The sequence below is a fragment of the Niallia sp. RD1 genome (assembly GCF_024219955.1).
Classification (GTDB): Bacteria; Bacillota; Bacilli; order Bacillales; family Cytobacillaceae; genus Niallia; species Niallia alba.
Genome location: NZ_CP100420.1, coordinates 5,138,495 through 5,159,924, shown reverse-complemented (window position 1 = coordinate 5,159,924; position 21,430 = coordinate 5,138,495). Strand labels below are relative to the sequence as shown.

Annotated in this window: 18 protein-coding genes and 1 other annotated feature; of the genes, 15 read left to right on the top strand and 3 right to left on the bottom strand. The window is 35.0% G+C overall.

What is annotated here, in order from left to right:
• Positions 1–303: 303 nt before the first annotated feature.
• Positions 304–1,803 (top strand): xylulokinase, encoded by a 1,500-nt coding sequence (xylB, locus tag NKG37_RS24915; RefSeq protein ID WP_169188946.1) that lies wholly within the window; start codon positions 304–306, stop codon positions 1,801–1,803.
• Positions 1,804–1,841: 38 nt separating this feature from the next.
• On the opposite strand, the gene sspI is transcribed toward xylB, so the two are convergent.
• A complete protein-coding gene (gene sspI, locus NKG37_RS24910; protein WP_101730668.1) occupies positions 1,842–2,048 on the bottom strand; it encodes a small acid-soluble spore protein SspI in 207 nt (68 codons plus the stop codon).
• A 259-nt stretch (positions 2,049–2,307) separates the two neighbouring features.
• Between sspI and NKG37_RS24905 the strand changes: the two genes are divergently transcribed.
• The 3 genes from NKG37_RS24905 to pheT all read left to right on the top strand — a co-directional run bounded on the left by NKG37_RS24905 (position 2,308) and on the right by pheT (position 7,018).
• Positions 2,308–3,054 (top strand): TrmH family RNA methyltransferase, encoded by a 747-nt coding sequence (locus NKG37_RS24905; protein ID WP_169188945.1) that lies wholly within the window; start codon positions 2,308–2,310, stop codon positions 3,052–3,054.
• A gap of 179 nt (positions 3,055–3,233) precedes the next feature.
• Positions 3,234–3,480, top strand: a binding site (T-box leader).
• A gap of 63 nt (positions 3,481–3,543) precedes the next feature.
• Entirely contained in the window at positions 3,544–4,584 is a 1,041-nt protein-coding gene (pheS, locus tag NKG37_RS24900; RefSeq protein ID WP_254415506.1) for a phenylalanine--tRNA ligase subunit alpha, read from the top strand.
• A gap of 19 nt (positions 4,585–4,603) precedes the next feature.
• A complete protein-coding gene (pheT, locus tag NKG37_RS24895) occupies positions 4,604–7,018 on the top strand; it encodes a phenylalanine--tRNA ligase subunit beta (RefSeq protein WP_254415505.1) in 2,415 nt (804 codons plus the stop codon).
• 41 nt (positions 7,019–7,059) lie between these two features.
• Here the strand turns inward: pheT and NKG37_RS24890 are convergent, their stop codons facing one another.
• Together NKG37_RS24890 and NKG37_RS24885 are read right to left on the bottom strand one after the other, a co-directional pair.
• Positions 7,060–7,551: a hypothetical protein gene (locus NKG37_RS24890; RefSeq protein ID WP_254415504.1), complete on the bottom strand. Its 492-nt coding sequence runs from the start codon at positions 7,549–7,551 to the stop codon at positions 7,060–7,062.
• 15 nt (positions 7,552–7,566) lie between these two features.
• Entirely contained in the window at positions 7,567–8,451 is an 885-nt protein-coding gene (locus tag NKG37_RS24885) for a hypothetical protein (RefSeq protein ID WP_254415503.1), read from the bottom strand.
• Between the two features lie 524 nt (positions 8,452–8,975).
• Between NKG37_RS24885 and NKG37_RS24880 the strand changes: the two genes are divergently transcribed.
• From NKG37_RS24880 to uvrC, 11 genes are all read left to right on the top strand, one after another.
• A complete protein-coding gene (locus NKG37_RS24880) occupies positions 8,976–9,506 on the top strand; it encodes a MerR family transcriptional regulator (protein ID WP_254415502.1) in 531 nt (176 codons plus the stop codon).
• A gap of 143 nt (positions 9,507–9,649) precedes the next feature.
• On the top strand, positions 9,650–9,913 hold the full coding sequence (gene zapA, locus NKG37_RS24875) for a cell division protein ZapA (RefSeq protein WP_016201787.1): 264 nt from the start codon (positions 9,650–9,652) through the stop codon (positions 9,911–9,913).
• A gap of 2 nt (positions 9,914–9,915) precedes the next feature.
• Positions 9,916–10,464: a CvpA family protein gene (locus tag NKG37_RS24870; RefSeq protein WP_318010512.1), complete on the top strand. Its 549-nt coding sequence runs from the start codon at positions 9,916–9,918 to the stop codon at positions 10,462–10,464.
• Positions 10,465–10,622: 158 nt separating this feature from the next.
• Positions 10,623–12,335, top strand: a complete 1,713-nt coding sequence (polX, locus tag NKG37_RS24865) for a DNA polymerase/3'-5' exonuclease PolX (RefSeq protein ID WP_254415501.1) — start codon at positions 10,623–10,625, stop codon at positions 12,333–12,335.
• Positions 12,336–12,396: 61 nt separating this feature from the next.
• Positions 12,397–14,748 (top strand): endonuclease MutS2, encoded by a 2,352-nt coding sequence (locus NKG37_RS24860; protein ID WP_254415500.1) that lies wholly within the window; start codon positions 12,397–12,399, stop codon positions 14,746–14,748.
• Between the two features lie 34 nt (positions 14,749–14,782).
• On the top strand, positions 14,783–15,190 hold the full coding sequence (locus NKG37_RS24855) for a DUF350 domain-containing protein (protein WP_016201782.1): 408 nt from the start codon (positions 14,783–14,785) through the stop codon (positions 15,188–15,190).
• 180 nt (positions 15,191–15,370) lie between these two features.
• Complete coding sequence (locus NKG37_RS24850; protein WP_254415499.1) at positions 15,371–17,053, top strand: long-chain-fatty-acid--CoA ligase; 1,683 nt, start codon at positions 15,371–15,373, stop codon at positions 17,051–17,053.
• Positions 17,034–17,798: an electron transfer flavoprotein subunit beta/FixA family protein gene (locus NKG37_RS24845; RefSeq protein ID WP_254415498.1), complete on the top strand. Its 765-nt coding sequence runs from the start codon at positions 17,034–17,036 to the stop codon at positions 17,796–17,798. The genes NKG37_RS24850 and NKG37_RS24845 overlap by 20 nt, the downstream gene beginning before the upstream one ends.
• A 21-nt stretch (positions 17,799–17,819) precedes the next feature.
• A complete protein-coding gene (locus tag NKG37_RS24840) occupies positions 17,820–18,797 on the top strand; it encodes an electron transfer flavoprotein subunit alpha/FixB family protein (RefSeq protein ID WP_254415497.1) in 978 nt (325 codons plus the stop codon).
• A 125-nt stretch (positions 18,798–18,922) separates the two neighbouring features.
• Positions 18,923–19,237: a thioredoxin gene (gene trxA / locus NKG37_RS24835; protein ID WP_016201778.1), complete on the top strand. Its 315-nt coding sequence runs from the start codon at positions 18,923–18,925 to the stop codon at positions 19,235–19,237.
• A 369-nt stretch (positions 19,238–19,606) separates the two neighbouring features.
• On the top strand, positions 19,607–21,379 hold the full coding sequence (gene uvrC / locus NKG37_RS24830; RefSeq protein WP_101730678.1) for an excinuclease ABC subunit UvrC: 1,773 nt from the start codon (positions 19,607–19,609) through the stop codon (positions 21,377–21,379).
• Positions 21,380–21,430 lie beyond the last annotated feature (51 nt).

The window sequence follows — 21,430 nt, the reverse complement described above, 5'->3', positions numbered from 1 at the left end:
AATTAGTACGAATGGCAAGAAAATAAGGAATTCCTAAAATTATCGGAAGAATTATTTTTTATCACGGATTCAGGTTAGTTTAATAGAATATAAAAAATGGCAGTTTTCTAAAACAATAAAAAAATAAAAAGGTAACACCAATAAAGGGGTGTCTCAGGTAGAAGGAGCTGGCATCACAAGTATATTCATTAGTAGTAGCTTATTAAGACAAATCTACTAGATATACATGTTGAAGTCTGAATCTCTAAGTGAGACATCCCTTTGTTCCTTGTTTTCACTCTACTTATGAAAGGAGCAATTAACATGTCATATGTAATTGGAATTGATTTAGGGACTAGTTCATTAAAAGGCTTACTAGTGGATAAAGAAGGAAATGTGCTTATAACAAAAAGCTCTGAATACGAGCTTTTAACTCCACAGCCAAAGTTTAGTGAGCAAAATCCTAATGTTTGGATTGAAGCATTAGATATTGTGCTAAAAGAAATTATTGAAGCGTTTCCAGAAGCAGCGTCCAAGACGGAAGGGATTAGCTTTTCTGGACAGATGCATAGCTTAGTTTTATTAGATGAAAATGGAGCACCGCTAAGAAACGCCATTTTGTGGAATGATGTAAGAACAAGTAAGCAATGTCAAAATATAATGGATAAAGCAGGACAGGAAGTTATTCACATCACGAAGAATAAAGCGTTAGAAGGTTTTACTTTGCCTAAACTGCTATGGGTAAAAGAAAATGAACCGACTATATGGGAACATGCTAAGCACTTCCTATTACCTAAAGATTATTTAGGTTTCTATTTAACCGGCAATAAGCAAATGGAGTATTCAGATGCTGCAGGAACATTATTACTAAATGTAGAAGAAAAGGTTTGGAGCGAATCAATTGCTGAATTATTTGAGCTACCGCTATCCATTTTCCCTAAGCTTGTAGAGTCCTCTGAGCAGATAGGCATAATCAAAAAAGAGCTTGCAGAGAAGTTTGGGTTTACAACCGACATTGCTGTTTTTTCAGGTGGTGCTGATAACGCTTGTGCAGCAGTAGGCGCTGGGATCGTAGAAGAAGGGATGGGATTAGCTAGTATCGGGACATCTGGTGTATTCCTTTCTTATGAACCAGATGGACAACAGGATTACGAAGGAAAAGTTCATTATTTCAATCATGCGATAAAGAACAGTTTTTATTCTATGGGTGTAACATTATCTGCTGGATATAGTTTAAACTGGTTTAAAAATACATTTGCCGCAGATAAAAGCTATGACCAGCTTCTTTCTAATATGGATAATGTAGCAATTGGTTCGGATGGTTTATTGTTTACTCCTTATATTATGGGAGAAAGAACACCATATACAGATAGCCAAATTAGAGGAAGCTTTATCGGAATGGATACAAGACATACATTAGATAATTTTGCCCGCGCTGTTGTAGAAGGAATCACTTTTTCGTTGAATGATAGTAAGATTCTTATGGAGGAAAATGCGAATAAGCAGTTTACTCGTATTGTCTCTGTAGGGGGAGGAGCGAAAAATAGTGATTGGCTCCAAATACAAGCTGACGTTTTTAATGCACCAGTGGTTAATTTGACAGTGGAACAAGGACCAGGATTAGGAGCAGCTATGATTGCAGCAGTTGGATTAAGCTGGTTTCCAACGATGAATGAATGTGTAGATAAATTTGTCCACTATAAAGAAGAGTTTTTACCAAATCCTGAAAATGTAAAGAAATATAAAAAGGTATATGAGATTTATAAAGGAGTATATGCTGCAACAAAAGAAACTACCCATAAACTCCATGCACTAAATGACTAATTTAACCTAAAAAGAAGGAGATCTCTCCTTCTTTTTAATCATTTTAAACCATTTTCTAATGTTTGCAGCATTTCTGTTTTATCCTCTTCCGATGAATTCTTCCAAATTACTTCAAATAAAACGCCTAAGCCAGGCAACATTTTTTCTTCCCCATTTTGGATAGCATCCACGATTGTATCCTTTAATTCATCCTGAGAATTGCCAGCTACATTATGGATGATCGCATTTCGTAAATTTAAATTCATAAAATAAGCACCCTTCTTTCCATTATTATCTCTCAACGTCAGCTCTAAGAATTTGTAAATGATATAGATAGACGTTTTTGAAGAACATATCTATTTTTTATCATTTCACCAATGACGTTTATTATGTATTTTATTTACGATATAATAAAGGAATATGAAAAAAATTTAAACTTAGGCTGCTAAAATTAGTAACAAACTATACAAACATCCTAAATGAAAGAATATGAGAACAGATAGTGATTATGAAGGAGAATAGTAAGTGAAGCACATACTTTCAGTGAAAAATCCACAAGTTAAAGAATGGAAGAAAAGGTTAACGAAAAAAGAAAGAGAGAAGACAGGAACGTTCTTGGTAGAAGGTTTCCACTTAGTGGAAGAGGCTTTTAAAGCAGAGGCTATTATCGATTTAATTATTTCAGAAGAAATCGATGTACCTTCTTGGGATTACGGAGATATACCAATAACGATTGTAACGAAAGAAATTATTAAGGAATTATCGGATACGGAAACGCCACAAGGAATTTTTGCTTTATGCAGACAACTTGATTATCCAGAAATCTTGTCTACGGCCCAAACCTTTATTGCGATTGATCAAGTACAAGACCCTGGTAACATGGGAACCATTATCCGAACAGCAGATGCAGCAGGGGTGGATGCTGTTATAATTGGAGAAGGGACAGTAGATATTTACAACCCGAAAGTAGTCCGATCAGGGCAAGGCAGCCATTTTCACCTGCCTATTGTAAAAACAAATTTGTCTGCCTTTATTGATGCTTTAAAAGAAAGACATATTCCTGTTTATGGAACAGCCCTTGAAAATGGTAGAAACTATCGAGAAATAGAAAAGACAGATACTTTTTGTTTAATCTTGGGCAATGAGGGTAGTGGTGTAAGCAAACAAGTATTAAGCAAGACAGATACTAATTTGTATATACCAATCCATGGAAAAAGCGAATCCCTAAACGTCGCTGTTGCGGCAGGAATTTTAATGTATTATTTTAAATAGACTGATTTCTAACGGTACGCATTTATTGAGTTGGAAGCAGCATTTGAAAATAAAATAATGTGGGGCGGAAGAGGCACTCGTTCGACTCTTATGGGAAATGCGAGAAAGTCTGAGTTCAAACTAAAAAGGCATTTGAAAACTGAATAGATATATATTATAATTAAAACCAAATTACATGAATAAAGACATTGATGGAGAAAAGTAATAGATGATTTTTAATGTAGGAAGAAAATGCCGTAGACTGAAAGCATTTTTATTAAAAGCATTTATGAAGTTCACCTCCTGAGTCGGCATCGGGACCATTTTTCTTTTAGAAAGGTGTAAAGATGTACCGGTATAGACTACCGTTATCCAAATGAAGTGAACTTGTTTTATATACATACAAGTTAATTAGGGTGGTACCGCGACAATAACCTCGTCCCTTTTTTGGGGATGGGGTTTTTTTATGCCAATTTTCATGCGAAAACAATATATTAAGGAGGAAATGTAATGGAAGATAAATTAAAAGAACTGCAAGCTGAAGCGCTAACACGCATTGAAAACAGTAATGATATGAAAGAATTAAATGAAATTCGTATTGCATACTTAGGTAAAAAAGGTCCGATCACAGAAGTGTTAAAAGGGATGGGCAAACTATCTGCAGAAGAAAGACCAAAAATGGGTGCGTTAGTGAATGTAATTCGTGATGAAATTACTCATCACATTGAAGCAAAACAAAAAGCATTAGAAGAAGCACTTGTTCATGAAAAAATTGCTTCTGAGACAATTGATATTACATTACCTGGACGTCCAGTCGCTGTGGGGAATCACCATCCACTTACAAGAGTAGTGGAAGAAATTGAAGATCTCTTTATTGGTATGGGGTATACCATTGAAGAAGGACCAGAGGTAGAAAATGATTACTATAATTTTGAAGCCTTGAATCTTCCTAAAGATCACCCAGCTAGGGATATGCAAGATTCATTTTATATTACAGAAGAAACATTGCTTAGAACACAAACTTCCCCAATGCAAGCAAGAACGTTAGAGAAGCATAAAGGGAAAGGTCCAGTAAAAATTATTTGTCCTGGTAAAGTATATCGTCGTGATAATGATGATGCGACTCATTCCCACCAATTTATGCAGATTGAAGGGCTTGTAGTAGACGAAAACATTCGTATGAGCGATTTAATTGGGACACTTGAAGTTTTTGCGAAGAAAATGTTTGGAGAAGATAGAGAAATTCGCTTACGTCCAAGCTTTTTCCCATTTACTGAGCCTTCCGTTGAGGTAGATATTTCTTGCTTCATCTGTAAAGGTGCAGGATGTAGTGTGTGTAAAAAAACAGGTTGGATCGAAATCTTAGGAGCCGGAATGGTTCATCCAAATGTATTGGAAATGTCCGGATTTGACTCGAAAAAATATTCTGGGTTTGCTTTTGGAATGGGTCCTGAGCGAATTGCCATGTTGAAATATGGAATTGATGATATCCGTCATTTCTATACAAATGATGTGCGTTTCTTAAAACAATTTTCAGTACCGGAATATTAATAAGGGTGGAGGAGAAAAAATGTTAGTATCCTATAATTGGTTAAATGAATATGTAGATTTAAATGGCATTAGTCCTGATGAATTAGCAGAAAAAATTACAAAGAGCGGTATCGAAGTAGAAGGTGTCGAGATTCTCGATGAAGGTATTAAAAATGTAGTCATTGGTTATGTTGTGGAGCGTGAGCAACATCCAAATGCAGACAAATTGAATAAATGTTTAGTAGATGTTGGAGAGGGCGATCCAATACAAATTATCTGTGGTGCTCCCAATGTAGATAAGGGCCAAAAAGTTGCTGTTGCAAAAGTAGGAGCAGTTCTTCCCGGCAACTTCAAAATAAAAAAAGCAAAGCTTCGTGGGGAAGAATCAAACGGAATGATTTGTTCCTTGCAAGAGCTTGGCATCGAAGGAAAAATTGTTGCTAAAGAATATTCACAAGGTATTTTTGTTTTTCCGAGTGATGTTGAAGTTGGGAAGAATGCATTAGAATATTTACAACGCGACGATGCTGTATTAGAACTAGGCTTAACTCCTAACCGTGCTGATTGTTTAAGCATGCTTGGTGTCGCTTATGAAGTAGCTGCTATCTTAGGGAAAGAAGTAAAATTACCTAATACCGAATACCCAACTACGAATGAGAAGGCATCTGATTATATTCAAGTTTCCGTAGAAGAGAATGAAGATACACCATTATATACGGCAAGAGTAATAAAGAATATTAAAATCGCTCCATCTCCATTATGGATGCAAGGAAAATTGATGGCAGCAGGAATTCGCCCACACAATAATGTGGTAGATATTACAAACTATATTTTATTAGAATATGGTCAACCATTGCATGCTTTTGATTATGATAAAATCGGTTCAAAAGAAATTCTCGTTAGAAAAGCACAAAGCGAGGAGAAAATAACAACACTTGATGAAACAGAAAGAACGTTATCAGCAGATAATTTACTTATCACCAATGGAAAAGACGGAATTGCTGTTGCTGGTGTAATGGGTGGAGCTAATTCTGAAGTGCAAGCTGACACAACAACTGTTTTATTAGAATCCGCTTATTTTGAAAGCAAAGTAATCCGCAGATCATCAAAAGTAATTGGATTAAGAAGTGAAGCGAGTGCTAGATATGAAAAAGGCATTGATCCAAATCGAGTGCGTATAGCTGCAGATAGAGCTTGTCAGTTATTACATTTATATGCAGGTGGAGAAGTACTGGAAGGGGAAGTAGCGGTGGATACATTAACTGCTGAGCCAAAAGTTGTTTCTATTACGCTAGAAAAAATTAATCAAACATTAGGAACAACATTAGAGGCTACTGCAGTAACAGCAATCTTTGATAGTCTTCAATTTACAACACAAGTTGAAGGCAATATCTTTACAGTAACTGTACCAACTAGAAGAAATGATATTGTCATTGAAGCAGATTTAATAGAAGAAGTTGCACGCCTATATGGATATGATCACTTACCGAAAACATTGCCTATTGGAGCATCTACACCAGGTGCCTTAACTCCTTATCAGAAGAAGCGCCGTATGACACGCAGATATTTAGAATCTGCTGGACTTTATCAAGCGATTACGTATTCTTTAACCAATGAAGCAAAAGTCCATAGCTTTGCTTTAGAGAAAAGTAATCCAATCAAGGTTGCGATGCCGATGAGTGAAGAACGTGCATTATTGCGTCAAAGCATTGTACCACAGCTTTTAGAGGTGCTTAAATACAATGCAGCAAGACAAAATGAAAGTATAGCTGTTTATGAAACAGGCGTTGTTTTCTTAGCTAATGGAGAACAGGAGCTTCCAGAGGAAAAGGAACATTTAGCTGGAGCTGTTACTGGAATTTGGAGCACCCATCCATGGCAAGGAGAGAAGAAAGCTGTTGATTTCTTTGTTGTAAAGGGTGTATTAGAAGGCTTGTTCCAAAAATTGGGTGTATCGGAGCAAATCACTTTTGCAAGAGCAGAAATGGAAGGGATGCATCCAGGTAGAACGGCTGAAATCGCCCTTAATGGAGTGGCGATTGGTTTTGTAGGTCAAGTTCACCCTCAAATGCAAAAGGAATTAGATTTAAAAGAAACATATTGCTTTGAATTAGATTTAAGTAAATTATTCGGCGTAGAAGTAGAAGCATTGCATTATACTTCTATCCCACGTTTCCCTTATGTAACAAGAGATATTGCCCTTGTAGTGGATAAACAAATTCTAGCAGGTAATCTTCAAGAAATCATCCAAGTAGCAGGTGGGGAATTATTGAAGGATGTTCAAGTATTTGATTTATATGAAGGAGAAAAAATGGAAGAAGGCAAAAAATCGATTGCATTCTCCTTAACGTATTTCGATCCAGAACAAACGTTAACAGATGAAATAATCAGTAAAGCACATGAAAAAGTACTTGCTGCAGTAAAGGAACAAGCAGGAGCTACTTTAAGAGGCTAACACAATCAAAAATAAAAGACTGCCTTTTGGGGCAGTCTTATCTATTGGATATATTCTTTTAATTTATTTATTTTTAATAGGTAATTCTCATATTTATTATCAATTGAACAATGAATTTGGAAGAAATACTGACCTGCATCTAATATTGATATAAGAAATTCTTTTCTATTCAATATGTAAGAAGTTTCTATAAAAATGATTTTTATATTAGTATCATCTAAATTTTCTAATATAAGTTTTAAGTTTGTTTGAGCTTCTGAAAAACCAAATTTAAAATAGTCTTCTACCCAGTCTATAAAGATAACCCAATTGGTAGGTAAATAAAATGAGAGTTCATCATCTAAAATCAATTTATTGTTTAATTCTAGTCCAATAAATCCATAATATTCACCATTAGTATTCCTAATTATATTTAGTATTTCTTCAGTTTTACTATTATCAGTAATCTCAATGTATCGTTCGTATAAATCACTTTTATTCTCGATTATTCTATATTCACTATTTGGTTTTTGTATATAACTATTTATTTTCATAGAATTCCCTCACTTTTAAGGCAACAAAAATGTGGAAGTTGGGTATATTTGTGTAATTGCTTTCTGAGTAAAGTCAACACCAACTTTATAAGTAATTCCAGAATAAGTATAACTTACACTATAAAACTTTTTGCCGTTTTTTATTGCATTATTTAATGTTGCTGCATTTTTTCCAATTGCCTGGGAAGCTATATGATTTAATGTTTTAGGAGACATATTATTAATAAAAAATGTCTGGTTGAGTGGTGCTCCAATCCCACTATTCCAATAACTCATGTGATGTCTTGTTAACATGTGTTGTAAATCTTGTTTTCTTAACGTAAATACTCTAATCCCTAAATTAACCTTATGGGGAGTGTATTTTGAGACAATTGGAGCCACCTTAGTTAAACTATTTGATGTAATTGTTTTTACCACTGTAGACGTAGGAGTTTTTTTTAATAAATATTTGAAACCGTTAGAAGCAACTCTATATGCTTTAACAGCTATTTTTACACAAGCAGAACAGGTTGCGGCAGCTTTTACTGAATAAGATTCATTAGTAAGAGTTTCTATAATTTCTGTGTCATCAATAACAAGCTCCTCATATGTATCTACTAAACTTTTATAGCCTTTATTATCAATCTTATATACTTGAGTGTTACTTATTTTTTGACCAAATTCGTTCAATGAGTAGGATTCATGATATTCTAAAAGTTGGTCATCCATTGTTAAGCTATAAACTTTTTCTGTTTCACTCTCGTATATTATCTCTGTGGTAGATATCTCTGGAAGTTTGATTTGTTCATTGGTATTCTCATCTTCATTTATAGTTTCTTCTGCAAATACCGGAGTAACGATAGTTGAAAATAAAAGAAAAATAGATGTAAGTATGAGAATAAATTTTAACTTTTCTTTCATGTAAAACTCCCTTTCTTTAATTGTTATTATAAAACATTTATCTGTTTAATATATTTTTTAGTATATATGGAAATTTAAAGAAATGCAATTAATTATTTTTGTTTATACATACAGTTAAGTAAGTTAGTAAAATCCGCATTTGATGTCATTGACATACCTATTTGACGCTTACCTTATAAAAGAAAAAAACATTGAATAAACAAGTCAGAAATTTTAATGAAAATATAGAGAAAATTAGCTAATATTTCATTATTTTTCGCTCTAGTTAACATAAAACGTCCTATACACAGCAATCCAAAAAGCAAAAGGCGGAATTTGCCCCAATATGGACAAATTCCGCCTTTTGGCGTTTGGGAAATATCGAGAAAAATAGCTTCATAATAAAAAAGTCAATCTCTAGATCCCTCCGGTTTCCTTCTAAATGCTACTGCATTATATAATTGACTTTTCACGATGATTGAAAGGAAAGAAGGAAATTCTACTAGATTATCGAAGAGTAAAAGTAGAAGGAGTGAATAAACGCTATGAAAAACGCTAATAGCTTTGGCTATTTTTCTAAAGATGTTGCTGATGATTTAGAAATAACTACTTCTAGTTTAAGAAGATGGTCTATTGAGTTAGAACAGCATGGCTATATAATGGAACGAAATGAAAAAGGACAACGGATTTATTATGAACGCGATTTTAAGGCGTTAAGAGAATTGAAAAAATTATTAGCAAACAACGTTTCTTTTACAGACGCGTTAAATGCTGTTATATCAATGAATATGGACGAAAAAAACGCAACAAAAACGCCTAGCGTTTTCACGGATGAGATCCGTTTATCAAAGAGTGAATTAGAAGAAACGATACAAAGAGTAGTGAAAATAGCAATGGAAGAAGATAGAGAAAATATGTTGAAAGCATTTGAATATAAAATGAATGATGTTGTAGAAAAAAGAGATCGGATCTTAACGATGCAATTACAACAATCATTAGAAGAAAAGAGATTAGAAATAGCAGCTGCCAAAGAAGAAGAAGACGTAAAACCCTGGTGGAAAAAACTCTTCAAGTAAAAAACATTTTTATTGGAGGGGAATAGCAAAAGTTTTCCCTTAATCAATAAATCATGTTGATAGAATCTATTCGAATGACTTCCCTAGCAAGAATAGTTCATGATATGATAGAAACTAGGATTCTTTAGAATGGAGGCATGGGCGTGTCAAATACCCCTAAAAATCGAACAAATGTTGATATATACGGAACACCATATACAATAATAGGGAAAGAACCTTCTAGCCATGTTAGATTGGTTGCCTCCATAGTTGATGAAAAAATGCGTGAAATTCATGTTAAGAATCCCTCACTTGATTTGAATAAACTTGCCGTCCTTACTGCGGTTAATATAGTAAACGACTATATAAATCTAGAGGATCGTGTGAAAGAATTGGAAGAAGAATTAAAAAGAAGAGAAAAGGACTGACCATGTTCATGTTAGACATTATTTTAGTTATATTGCTGCTTTTTGGTCTTCTTAGAGGACTGAAAAGAGGATTTATTATGCAAGTCATACACTTAACAGGTTTTATAGTTGCGTTTATAGTTGCTAATAAATACTATATTCCCTTATCGCAAAAATTAACACTGTGGATTCCGTATCCAAATGCAGGAGAAAGTAGTTTTCTACATTCCCTTATTCAAACAGCAAATATAGAAGAAGTTTTTTATAGAGGCTTCTCCTTTATTGTGATATTTTTTGTTGTGAAAATTATTTGGCAAATTCTTGGTAGTATGATAGACTTTGTTGCCAGTATACCAATCTTAAAGCAGTTAAATACATGGGCTGGTGCTGTATTAGGATTTGTTGAAACATATTTGCTATTATTCCTTCTATTATATATTTCTATTTTAATCCCGGTTGGTTTTATGCAAACTCAATTAAATGAATCCTCTGTTGCAGCATGGATGATAGAAAATACTCCATATTTTTCTGAGAAAATAAAAGATTTATGGTTTGATTATATGGCTTCATAGAAAAGAGGGAACTCTTCTAGCTTTATATGTAGCTAGAAGAGTTTTTTAGTATGCTTTTCACAATACTACTTGATTATAGAATTCTTACAGTTCATGGTATGATAAGTAGGTAGGATTAAAAGAGGAATGTTTATTTTACGTATGTGGGTGATGAAACGATGATTACAAATAAAGAGATTATTCGACTATTAGAACAAATAGCGATATATATGGAGCTTAAGGGAGCAAATCCTTTTAAAATTTCTGCCTTTCGAAAAGCTGCTAATACAATTGAAACAAGTGAAGAGAGTTTAACCGAACTAGAAGATTTAACGGAGCTGCCTGGAATAGGTAAAGGGACAGCGGCAGTTATCGAGGAATACATAAAAGAAGGAAAATCCACAGTTTTACAAGAGTTAAAAGACGAAGTTCCAAAAGGGTTAATACCTTTGCTGCAGCTGCCAGGTCTCGGTGGGAAAAAGATAGCAAGATTATATAAAGAATTATCTGTTGAAAATGCCGATGATTTAAAAAATGCATGTTTAAAAGGGGAAGTACAAGCATTAAAAGGATTTGGAAAAAAGACAGAAGAAAGAATTATGGAGGCACTTCAAAATACTGGAACAAGACCGGAGCGTTTACCAATTGCGTTTATGATTCCAATAGCAGTCTCGATTGAGGAACATCTCGCAAAAATGGAAGGCGTTGTCCAATATTCTAGAGCTGGAAGCTTAAGAAGAGTGCGGGAGACTATTAAAGATTTAGATTTTATTATCGCAACAGACGATTCTAATCAGGTGAAAGAGCAGTTGCTTCAGCTTCCGTCCATTAAAGAAGTAATTGGGGCAGGCTCAACAAAAGTAAGTGTCATTCTAGGATTGGATTATGATGTCTCCATTGACTTTCGATTAGTGAAGCCGAAAGAATTTGCAACAACGCTACATCATTTCACAGGTTCAAAAGAGCATAATGTACGAATGAGACAGCTAGCAAAAGAACGTGGAGAAAAAATAAGCGAATATGGAGTCGAAAATAATGAAACAGGCGAAGTGAAAACCTTTGAAACGGAGGAAGCTTTCTATCATTATTTTGGACTGCCATTCATTCCACCTGAAATTAGAGAAGATGGAAAAGAAGTAGAAAGCTATTCGGAAAATAGCGAGCTAATTTCCTTGGAAGATATTAAAGGCGATTTACATATGCACACAACTGCGAGTGATGGTGCCGATACTTTAGAGGAAATGGTAGAAGCTAACCGTAAATTAGGCTATCAATACATGGCAATTACCGACCATTCTCAATATTTAAAGGTTGCTAATGGATTAACACCGGAAAGAGTACGGAAGCAGATAAAAGAAATTAAAAGGCTAAACGCTAAATATGAGGATATAACTATTTTAGCTGGTGCTGAAATGGATATTTTGCCAGATGGCACTTTAGATTATGATGAGGACTTATTGAAAGAATTAGACATCGTAATTGCATCTATTCATTCTGCCTTTTCACAATCCAGAGATAAGATTATGAATCGATTAAAAGCTGCCATGGAAAACAAGTATGTTGATATTATTGCTCATCCAACGGGAAGAAAAATTGGAAAAAGAGATGGCTATGATGTCGATATGGAAATGCTTATTCAATTAGCGAAAGAAACGAATACAGTTCTAGAACTGAATAGTAATCCTAACCGTTTAGATTTAAATGCAACATATGTCAAAATGGCACAAGATGCTGGAGTGAAGATTGTCATTAATACAGATGCACATTATAAACATGAGCTTCACAATATGGCAATGGGCGTATCTACAGCAAAAAAAGGCTGGATAAAAAAATCAACCGTATTAAATGCAATGTCAAAAGAAGAATTATTAGCCTTCTTATATAAAGGCTAATTAGTTTGTCGACAAAAATATTATTAAATCCGTAAAATGGGATAGCAAAGGAGATTACTCCATGCAGGATAGAGTATTAAAAACATTAGAATTTGATAAAATTAAAGCTCAATTAATTGAGCATGTGTCCTCTTCATTAGGAAGGGATAAAGTTGAGGGGTTAGTCCCATCTACTGATTATAGCGAAGTAGGAAGATGGCAAGATGAAACAGATGAAGCAGCTAAGGTGTATCGTATGCGTGGATCGATTCCTCTTGATGGAATCTATGATATCCGTGCCCATGTGAAAAGATCCTCTATTGGCGGTATGCTTAGTCCATCAGAATTAACGCAAATTTCCAGCACAGTCTATGCAAGTAGACAAATGAAACGTTTTACTGAAGAATTTCATGAAGAAGAGGCTGTCCCGATTCTTTTCACTTTAACAGATAGTATCATCGTACTTGCTGAATTAGAAGAAGAAATAAAGATGGCTATTGATGAACAAGGTGCTGTAATGGATAGTGCAAGTGATGCACTTAGAACATTAAGAAATCAGCTGCGCAGAAATGAAGCAAAGGTGCGAGAGAAATTAGAAAGCATGATTCGTTCCTCCAATGCTCAAAAAATGCTTTCTGATAGCATTATTACGATAAGAAATGATCGCTATGTAATCCCTGTTAAACAAGAATATCGAGGCAACTATGGTGGGATTGTTCATGATCAAAGTGCTTCTGGGCAAACTTTATTTATTGAACCGCAATCTGTTGTTACATTAAATAATGAACTGCAAGCGATTCGTGTCAAAGAACAACAAGAGATTGATCGTATTTTAACACAGTTGACTGCACTTGTTGCTCAATATGAAGAAGAATTATTGCATATTGTCAACGTATTAGCAGATATCGATTTTATGTTTGCAAAAGCAAAATATGCGCATCGTTTAAAAGCGTCAAAGCCGAAAATTAATAATGAAGGCAAGATTATTCTTCTTAAAGCAAAACATCCATTAATCCCGCCTGAAGTAGTAGTGGCGAATGATATTGTTCTAGGGGATACGTATACATCTATTGTTATCACAGGACCAAATACAGGTGGTAAAACAGTAACGCTAAAAACAGTAGGACTTTGTACGCTAATGGCACAAGCCGGTCTGCAGATTCCAGTATTAGACGGTTCGGAAATGGGTGTATTTAAATCCGTCTATGCAGATATTGGAGACGAGCAGTCGATTGAACAATCTTTGAGTACTTTTTCCTCTCACATGGTTAATATCGTAAGTATTCTCGAAAAAGTGGATCATGAGAGTCTTGTTTTATTTGATGAATTAGGGGCGGGTACAGACCCTCAAGAAGGAGCTGCACTTGCTATCTCCATTCTGGATGAAGTAAATAATAGAGGGGCAAGAGTCATCGCAACTACTCATTATCCAGAGTTAAAAGCATATGGGTACAATCGACATGGAGTAGTAAATGCAAGTGTCGAATTTGATATTGAAACATTAAGTCCAACCTATCGATTACTTATTGGAGTACCTGGCAGAAGTAATGCCTTTGAAATTAGTAAACGACTAGGTTTAAAAGAAGACGTCATTAACGCTGCTCGCTCTCATGTAAGTGAAGACAGCAATAAGATTGAGAACATGATTGCCTCCCTAGAGGAAAGCCGTAAGCAGGCAGAACGGGAGCATGAAGATGCGAAAGATCTGTTAAAACAAGCTGAAATGCTTCATCGTGATTTACAGAAGCAAGTAATGGAGTATTACGAGAAGAAAGAAACACTACAAGAGAAAGCCAAAAGGGAAGCAAAAGAAATTATCGAAAATGCTAAAAAAGAAGCAGAAGTTGTTATTGGCGATTTACGAAAAATGCAGCTGGAAAAACGCGTGGAAATAAAAGAGCATGAACTAATTGATGCAAGAAAACGATTAGAGGATGCAACACCACAAATAGAAATGAAAAAACAACAAGTAGTATCCAATAGGAACCATGTATATCAACCTGGTGATGAAGTGAAGGTTCTAACCTTTAATCAAAAGGGACAATTATTAGAAAAGGTTTCCAATAAAGAATGGCAAGTACAAATTGGTATTATGAAAATGAAGGTAAAAGAAAAGGATCTTGAGTTCATTAAAGCACCTAAAGTAGTTGAAACCAAACCTTTAACTACGATAAAGGGAAAAGACTATCATGTTAGTTTGGAATTAGATTTACGTGGCGAAAGATTTGAAAATGCACTTTCGAGAGTTGAAAAATATATCGATGACAGCCTGCTTGCTGGCTACCCTCGTGTATCAATTATTCATGGAAAAGGAACAGGAGCACTTCGTTCAGGAGTTCAGGAATATTTGAAAAATCACAGGGCAGTAAAGAATATCCGTTTTGGGGAAGCTGGAGAAGGCGGAAGCGGTGTAACAGTTGTAGAATTTAAATAATGTTTTTTTAGAAATCTAGCAGAGGAGAAACCATATGAATCAATTTTGGGGAAATGAGTATGTAAAAACAGCAGGGGATTATAGTGTCGTAATTTTAAGTCTTGTTGTATTTTTGGCTATTTTTGAACTTGTAACCAAATATAATAATTGGGATGAAATAAAAAATGGCAATCTAGCAGTTGCGATGGCTACAGGGGGCAAAATGTTTGGAATCATGAATGTATTTAGGCATTCAATTATGCATAATGATTCTTTATTGACAATGATTATCTGGGGTGTATATGGTTTTGGATTATTGTTAATCGGCTATTTCATCTTTGAATTTTTAACACCAAAATTTAAAATTGATGAAGAAATTAAAAATGATAATCGCGCTGTAGGGTTTATCTCGATGATTATTTCTGTTGGTTTATCTTTTGTAGTTGGCGCAGGTATTTCTTAATAGCAATAAGTATATTAGAAAGGGCTATCACTTAGTGATGGTTCTTTTTTGGCTTATCATTAGATTGGCATAACGCATATTTTTTCAATTATGCTGAAAGTAGGCTTATACATAATCCAATGAATAGATTCCTCCATATAATAAGCTAGTACAACAATAGAATTAAATGGAGGAATTGTGTTGGAAACTGAGAAAAGATGGTTAAAACTTTATCCTGACCAAATTGCCAAAAATGTCTACTATCGAGCAGATACTCTCCCACAATTATTAAAATACGCAGCAAGTGAGTATCCGAAACATAAAGCTATTCATTTTATGGGAAAAGAAATTACTTTTAAAACCCTTTATAAACAAATATTGCAATTAGCAGTATTTTTACAAAGCTTAGGTGTGAAAAAAGGGGACAGGGTAGCTGTGATGCTTCCGAATATTCCTCAAACTGTCATTAGCTTTTATGCAATTTTGCAGGCTGGAGGAATTGTTGTTCCGGTAAATCCTCTGTATCAAGAACGAGAAATAGAATTTATCATGAAAGATTCAGGCGCAAAAGCAATCATAACATTAGATATGCTTTATAACAGAGTGGAGAAAGTGAAGGAACAAACAAATCTCGAGCATATTATCATTACATCCATTAAAGAATATTTACCATTTCCTAAAAATATCGTCTATCCATTCATCCAAGCAAAAGAGCTAGGAAAACCCCTAATTATTCCATCATCGAAAGCCATTCATCTTTTTACCAAAGCAATAAAAACAAAAGCAACAGATCTTCAGGAAGTACCGATTAGTTTTGAAGAGGATATCGCGATTCTACAATATACTGGAGGAACGACTGGATTTCCAAAGGGTGTTATTTTAACCCATCAAAATTTAGTTGCCAATACCTCCATGTGCAGACAATGGCTGTATAAGATGGAAAAAGGAAAAGAAAAAATGCTTGCAGTAATGCCGTTATTTCATGTTTATGGGCTTATGACAGTCCTTGTTTTATCCGTAATGGAAGTGTATAAAATGATTCTTGTTCCAAAATTTGATGTAACTGGTCTATTAAAAACGATCGATAAACAAAAACCGACCGTATTCCCAGGAGCGCCGACCATTTACATTGGCTTAATGAATCACCCAGATATTAGCAAATATGATCTTTCCTCCATTAAAGGCGCGATTAGTGGCTCTGCGCCATTACCAGTAGATGTAATTGAGAAATTTGAGGAAAAGACAGGCGGGAAAATTGTAGAGGGCTATGGATTAACGGAAACGTCCCCTGTTACCCATGTGAATTTTCTTTGGGACAATGAAATTGTAAAAGGAAGCATTGGTGTACCATGGCCAGGAACGGATGCAGCTATTTTTTCATTAGAAACAGGCGAAATATTACCGGTAGGTGAAATTGGAGAGCTTGCAATAAAGGGACCACAAGTGATGAAAGGGTATTGGAATAACGAAGAAGAAACAAACAAAGTTTTAAAGGATGAATGGTTATTAACAGGCGATATCGCATATATGGATGAAAATGGCTATTTTTATATCGTTGATCGGAAAAAGGATATTATCATTGCCAGTGGCTTTAATATTTACCCTCGTGAAGTGGAAGAAGTTCTGTATGAGCATCCTGCTATTATGGAAGCATCCGTCGTTGGAGTAAAAGATTCTTATAGAGGAGAAACAGTCAAGGCATTTATTGTAATGCGCAAGGGAATGACGGTTACAGAAGAAGAATTGGATCAGTTTATGCGAAAAAGATTGGCTTCCTTCAAAGTCCCTCGTATTTACGAATTTAGGGAAGAACTTCCAAAAACAGCGGTTGGGAAAATATTGCGAAGACAATTGAAGAAAGAAAGTGAAGAAGGAAATGAGTAAAAAAGGATTGCATATGGTTGTATTATTATCGAGAACCATTTCTCCTGATGCTACTTTCGTACTTGAATCTGGACAAGTTTTTGCAGAGGAAAAGGATTTCATCATTAATCCCCCAGATGCAATAAGTCTAGAAGAGGCTTTACAATTAAAGGAGAGATATGGTGGTCACATCACGGTCGTAATGGTAAGCAAAAAAGAAGGCGAAAAGCAATTAAGAGTAGCTTTGGCTATGGGAGCGGATGAAGCGGTCTTAATAGAATGTAATCCAAACGAACAGGCACCAACTAATATAGCTAAAAAGATTAAGGAGTATATACAGGATGTTGACTATGATTTAATTCTTGCAGGAGATTTTTCTACAGATGGAGCCTCCAGTCAAGTAGGACCTCGTCTTGCAGCTTCATTAGATATCCCATTCTTTACCAAAACAATACGGATCGAAGAAGAAGAAGGAAATGCACTAATTAGAAGAAATACTGATGGGGACATAGAGTCATTTCGTGTTCCTTTTCCTATCTTAATTACCATCCCACAAGGTTTACATGTTCCTCGTCTACCATCCCTTGCCGGAATTATGAAAGCAAAAAAGAAGCCCCTATTATTCAAACAATCACAAGAAAGTCTATCACATAATACTTTAAGCGAATATTCATATCCACAGTTAAAACGTAAACAGACGATGATTCAAGGGGAAACATGGGATAAGGCAGTTACATTAAACAAATTATTAAAATCATTGCAATGAAAAGTTATGGAGGGGTTCATAGTGAAAGATAAAATTGTTATTTTAGGAGAATATCAACAAGATAAGCTTGCCTCCATTACGCTTGAGTGTATTTCAGCAGCAAAGCAATTACAAAGAGAGGCAGACATTATCCTTTTAATAATGGGAGACGACATAAAAAAGGATGAATCTGAATGGCACCAATATGATGTCGATCAAATAGTGATCGTGGAACACCCTTTGCTTTCGAGATTTTTAAATGAAACGTATGCAAAGGCACTATTATCTGTTTGGGACCAACTCAAGCCTACTATCCTTCTAAATGGACACACAGATATTGGAAGATCCCTCTCTCCCTATCTAAGTGAAAAATGGGACCTACCGTTATATTCGAATGTAGAGAGCTTTGACTTTTATGATGGCAAGCTGTCCTTTAATCGCCCTGTTTATTCTGGCAAATTAATCGAAAAAATAGAAGTTAATAATGATTCTGCTTTTCTTGTTACCATTAAGCCAAAAAAATGGTCAGCATCACAAAGGAAAAGGAAATCAAACCCAAGCATTTATAATTTGAAAGTAACAATTGATCAGCCAATCACAGCTTTAATTGGCTTAGAACAAAAAAAGGCTGATGTAATAGGGCTAGTGGATGCGAAAATTATTGTTGGTGCTGGAAGAGGAATACAGAATGAAGAAGGATTTGCTTTAATAAATAAATTAGCAGAAATACTTGGCGGAAAGGTTGGTGTATCAAGAGGGGCTGTAGAATTAGGAATATGCGATGCTTCTATTCAACTTGGACAAACAGGAAAAACCGTCGCCCCAGATGTTTATATCGCTTGTGGTATTTCAGGTGCTATTCAGCATCTTGTTGGCGTCACATCCGCTAAAACAATTATTGCTATCAATAAAGACCCAAATGCTCCTATTTTTGAAGTAGCTGATTATGGGATTGTAGGGGATTTATTTGACATAATTCCTGCTTTAATTAAAGAATGGGACAAAACCGGAACGTTCTAATAATGGTGAATGTATTAAGTACTAGTGGGGGAAAATGATACTTGAAACATATTATTAGTATCATTACTGAAAGCATGGTATACTTTCGATATTGTTAGTTTATCAAATAAGGAGGCAAATAATAAATGGCCATTACACATGCAACAGATCAAACATTCCAAGAAGAAACAGGTTCAGGTGTAGTACTAGTAGACTTCTGGGCACCATGGTGTGGACCTTGTAAAATGATCGCTCCAGTTCTTGAAGAGCTTGATGGAGAAATTGGAGATAGCGTAAAAATCGTTAAAGTCGATGTAGATGAAAACCAAGGATCAGCATCTAAATTTGGCGTAATGAGTATCCCAACTTTACTAGTTCTTAAAGACGGTGAAGTAGTAGATAAAGTAGTTGGATTCCAACCAAAAGAAGCTCTTTCTGAATTATTAGCAAAACATGTTTAATTAATAACTTTCTTCGTTGAAGAGAAAGAAACTGTAAACACACTCAAAATATGTGATAGTGTTTGCAGTTTTTTTATTAAAGGTGGTGACCAGCGTTGTGTGTAGACTGGACCGACCGAAAAGATTGTATATCAAGGGAAGGAAAGTATAAAAAGGAAAGAGTACAAGAGAAAAAAAGGCGTTCTTCAAAACAATGGATAGCGCGAAAATACTTTCATCCTCCTCATCTCCCCATTCGAAAATAAACCGTTCTCATCAAATTATTTCCATTCTATACTTTTTTCTTGATGAATCGACGAAATTCTCTATAATTAGAGAAGATAGTATATATGTTCGTTTGTTTATTGTTTTTAGCTGGGAGGGAAAAACTTGAACGACATCATTAAAAATAAATTAATGATCTTACCTGATCAGCCTGGTTGTTATTTAATGAAGGATCGCCAAGGCACTATTATTTATGTAGGAAAAGCAAAGGTGTTAAAAAACCGAGTCCGCTCCTATTTTACAGGCTCTCATGATGGAAAGACATTAAGACTTGTCAATGAAATAGAAGATTTTGAATATATCATAACCTCTTCCAATATCGAAGCGCTTATTTTAGAAATAAATCTGATAAAAAAGCATGATCCAAAATATAATATTATGCTGAAGGATGATAAAAGCTATCCGTTTATAAAATTGACGGCTGAAAGACATCCACGGCTTATAACCACTCGAAATGTAAAGAAAGATAAAGGGAAATACTTTGGTCCCTATCCTAATGTCCAAGCAGCAAACGAAACCAAAAAGCTTCTTGACCGAATCTATCCTTTGCGCAAATGTAATGTATTACCAGATAGAGTATGCTTATATTATCATTTAGGACAATGTCTTGCACCTTGTGTAAACGAGGTTCCAGAGCAAGAATACAAGATGATGACAGATGATATTACGAAATTTCTAAATGGTGGATATAAAGAGATAAAAAAAGAGCTGTCTGAAAAGATGATGGCAGCATCGGAAGAATTAGATTTTGAACGTGCGAAAGAATATCGCGACCAAATTGCTCATATTGAAGCAACGATGGAAAAGCAAAAGATGATGATGACCGATTTAGTAGATAGAGATATTTTTGGTTATTCCTATGATAAAGGTTGGATGTGTGTTCAAGTGTTTTTTGTCCGCCAAGGAAAGCTAATTGAACGAGATGTTAGCACGTTTCCTATTTATCAAGAGCCAGAGGAGGAAATGTTAACATATCTAGGACAATTTTATGAGAAAGCCAATCATTTTAAACCGAAGGAAATTTATCTTCCAGACGATATCCAAAGCGATATTGTCGAGGAATTATTAAAGGTGAAAGTGATAAAACCGCAAAGAGGGCAAAAAAAGGAACTTGTATTATTGGCTAATAAAAATGCAAAAAACGCTTTGAAGGAGAAGTTTTCCTTAATTGAAAGAGACGAAGAGCGAACAATAAAGGCAGTTGAAAATCTAGGGAAACAAATGGGTATCTATACTCCGCTCCGCATTGAGGCATTTGATAACAGTAATATTCAGGGGACTAACCCTGTGTCAGCAATGATCGTCTTTATTGATGGAAAACCGGCGAAACGAGAGTATCGTAAGTATAAAATCAAATCTGTTAAAGGCCCAGATGACTATGAATCAATGCGTGAAGTTATTCGTAGAAGGTATCAGCGTGTTCTAAAAGAAGGATTGCCGCTTCCCGATTTATTATTAATTGATGGAGGAAAAGGTCACTTGGAAACAGTAAGAGAGGTTTTGCTTGATGAATTAAGCTTAGATATTCCAGTAGCTGGTTTAGTGAAAGATGATAAGCACCGCACCTCTCAGCTTCTATTTGGAAATCCATTAGAGATTATTCCACTGGCGCGAAATAGTCAGGAGTTCTATTTATTACAAAGAATCCAAGATGAAGTTCACCGTTTTGCGATTACATTCCATCGTCAATTAAGAGGAAAAAATGCTTTTCAATCTTTATTAGATGAAATTCCTGGAATTGGGGAAAAACGTAGAAAGCTTCTTTTAAAAACGTTTGGTTCTGTAAAGAAAATGAAGGAAGCTTCAATCGAAGAGTTTTTAGAAATAGGAATTCCAGCAAATGTGGCAGAACAATTACTTGCTAAATTACAGGAATAAAAAATAATAATTGTCGTAATAAAAACACTGTGCTATAATGATGGCAACTTA

Bases quoted from the DNA above. Each gene is read 5' to 3' on its own strand.
- xylB (WP_169188946.1), top strand. From the start codon at position 304: ATGTCATATGTAATTGGAATTGATTTAGGGACTAGTTCATTAAAAGGC.
- sspI (WP_101730668.1), bottom strand. From the start codon at position 2,048: ATGAATTTAAATTTACGAAATGCGATCATCCATAATGTAGCTGGCAAT.
- pheS (WP_254415506.1), top strand. From the start codon at position 3,544: ATGGAAGATAAATTAAAAGAACTGCAAGCTGAAGCGCTAACACGCATT.
- pheT (WP_254415505.1), top strand. From the start codon at position 4,604: ATGTTAGTATCCTATAATTGGTTAAATGAATATGTAGATTTAAATGGC.
- NKG37_RS24890 (WP_254415504.1), bottom strand. From the start codon at position 7,551: ATGAAAATAAATAGTTATATACAAAAACCAAATAGTGAATATAGAATA.
- NKG37_RS24885 (WP_254415503.1), bottom strand. From the start codon at position 8,451: ATGAAAGAAAAGTTAAAATTTATTCTCATACTTACATCTATTTTTCTT.
- NKG37_RS24880 (WP_254415502.1), top strand. From the start codon at position 8,976: ATGAAAAACGCTAATAGCTTTGGCTATTTTTCTAAAGATGTTGCTGAT.
- NKG37_RS24870 (WP_318010512.1), top strand. From the start codon at position 9,916: ATGTTCATGTTAGACATTATTTTAGTTATATTGCTGCTTTTTGGTCTT.
- polX (WP_254415501.1), top strand. From the start codon at position 10,623: ATGATTACAAATAAAGAGATTATTCGACTATTAGAACAAATAGCGATA.
- NKG37_RS24860 (WP_254415500.1), top strand. From the start codon at position 12,397: ATGCAGGATAGAGTATTAAAAACATTAGAATTTGATAAAATTAAAGCT.
- NKG37_RS24855 (WP_016201782.1), top strand. From the start codon at position 14,783: ATGAATCAATTTTGGGGAAATGAGTATGTAAAAACAGCAGGGGATTAT.
- trxA (WP_016201778.1), top strand. From the start codon at position 18,923: ATGGCCATTACACATGCAACAGATCAAACATTCCAAGAAGAAACAGGT.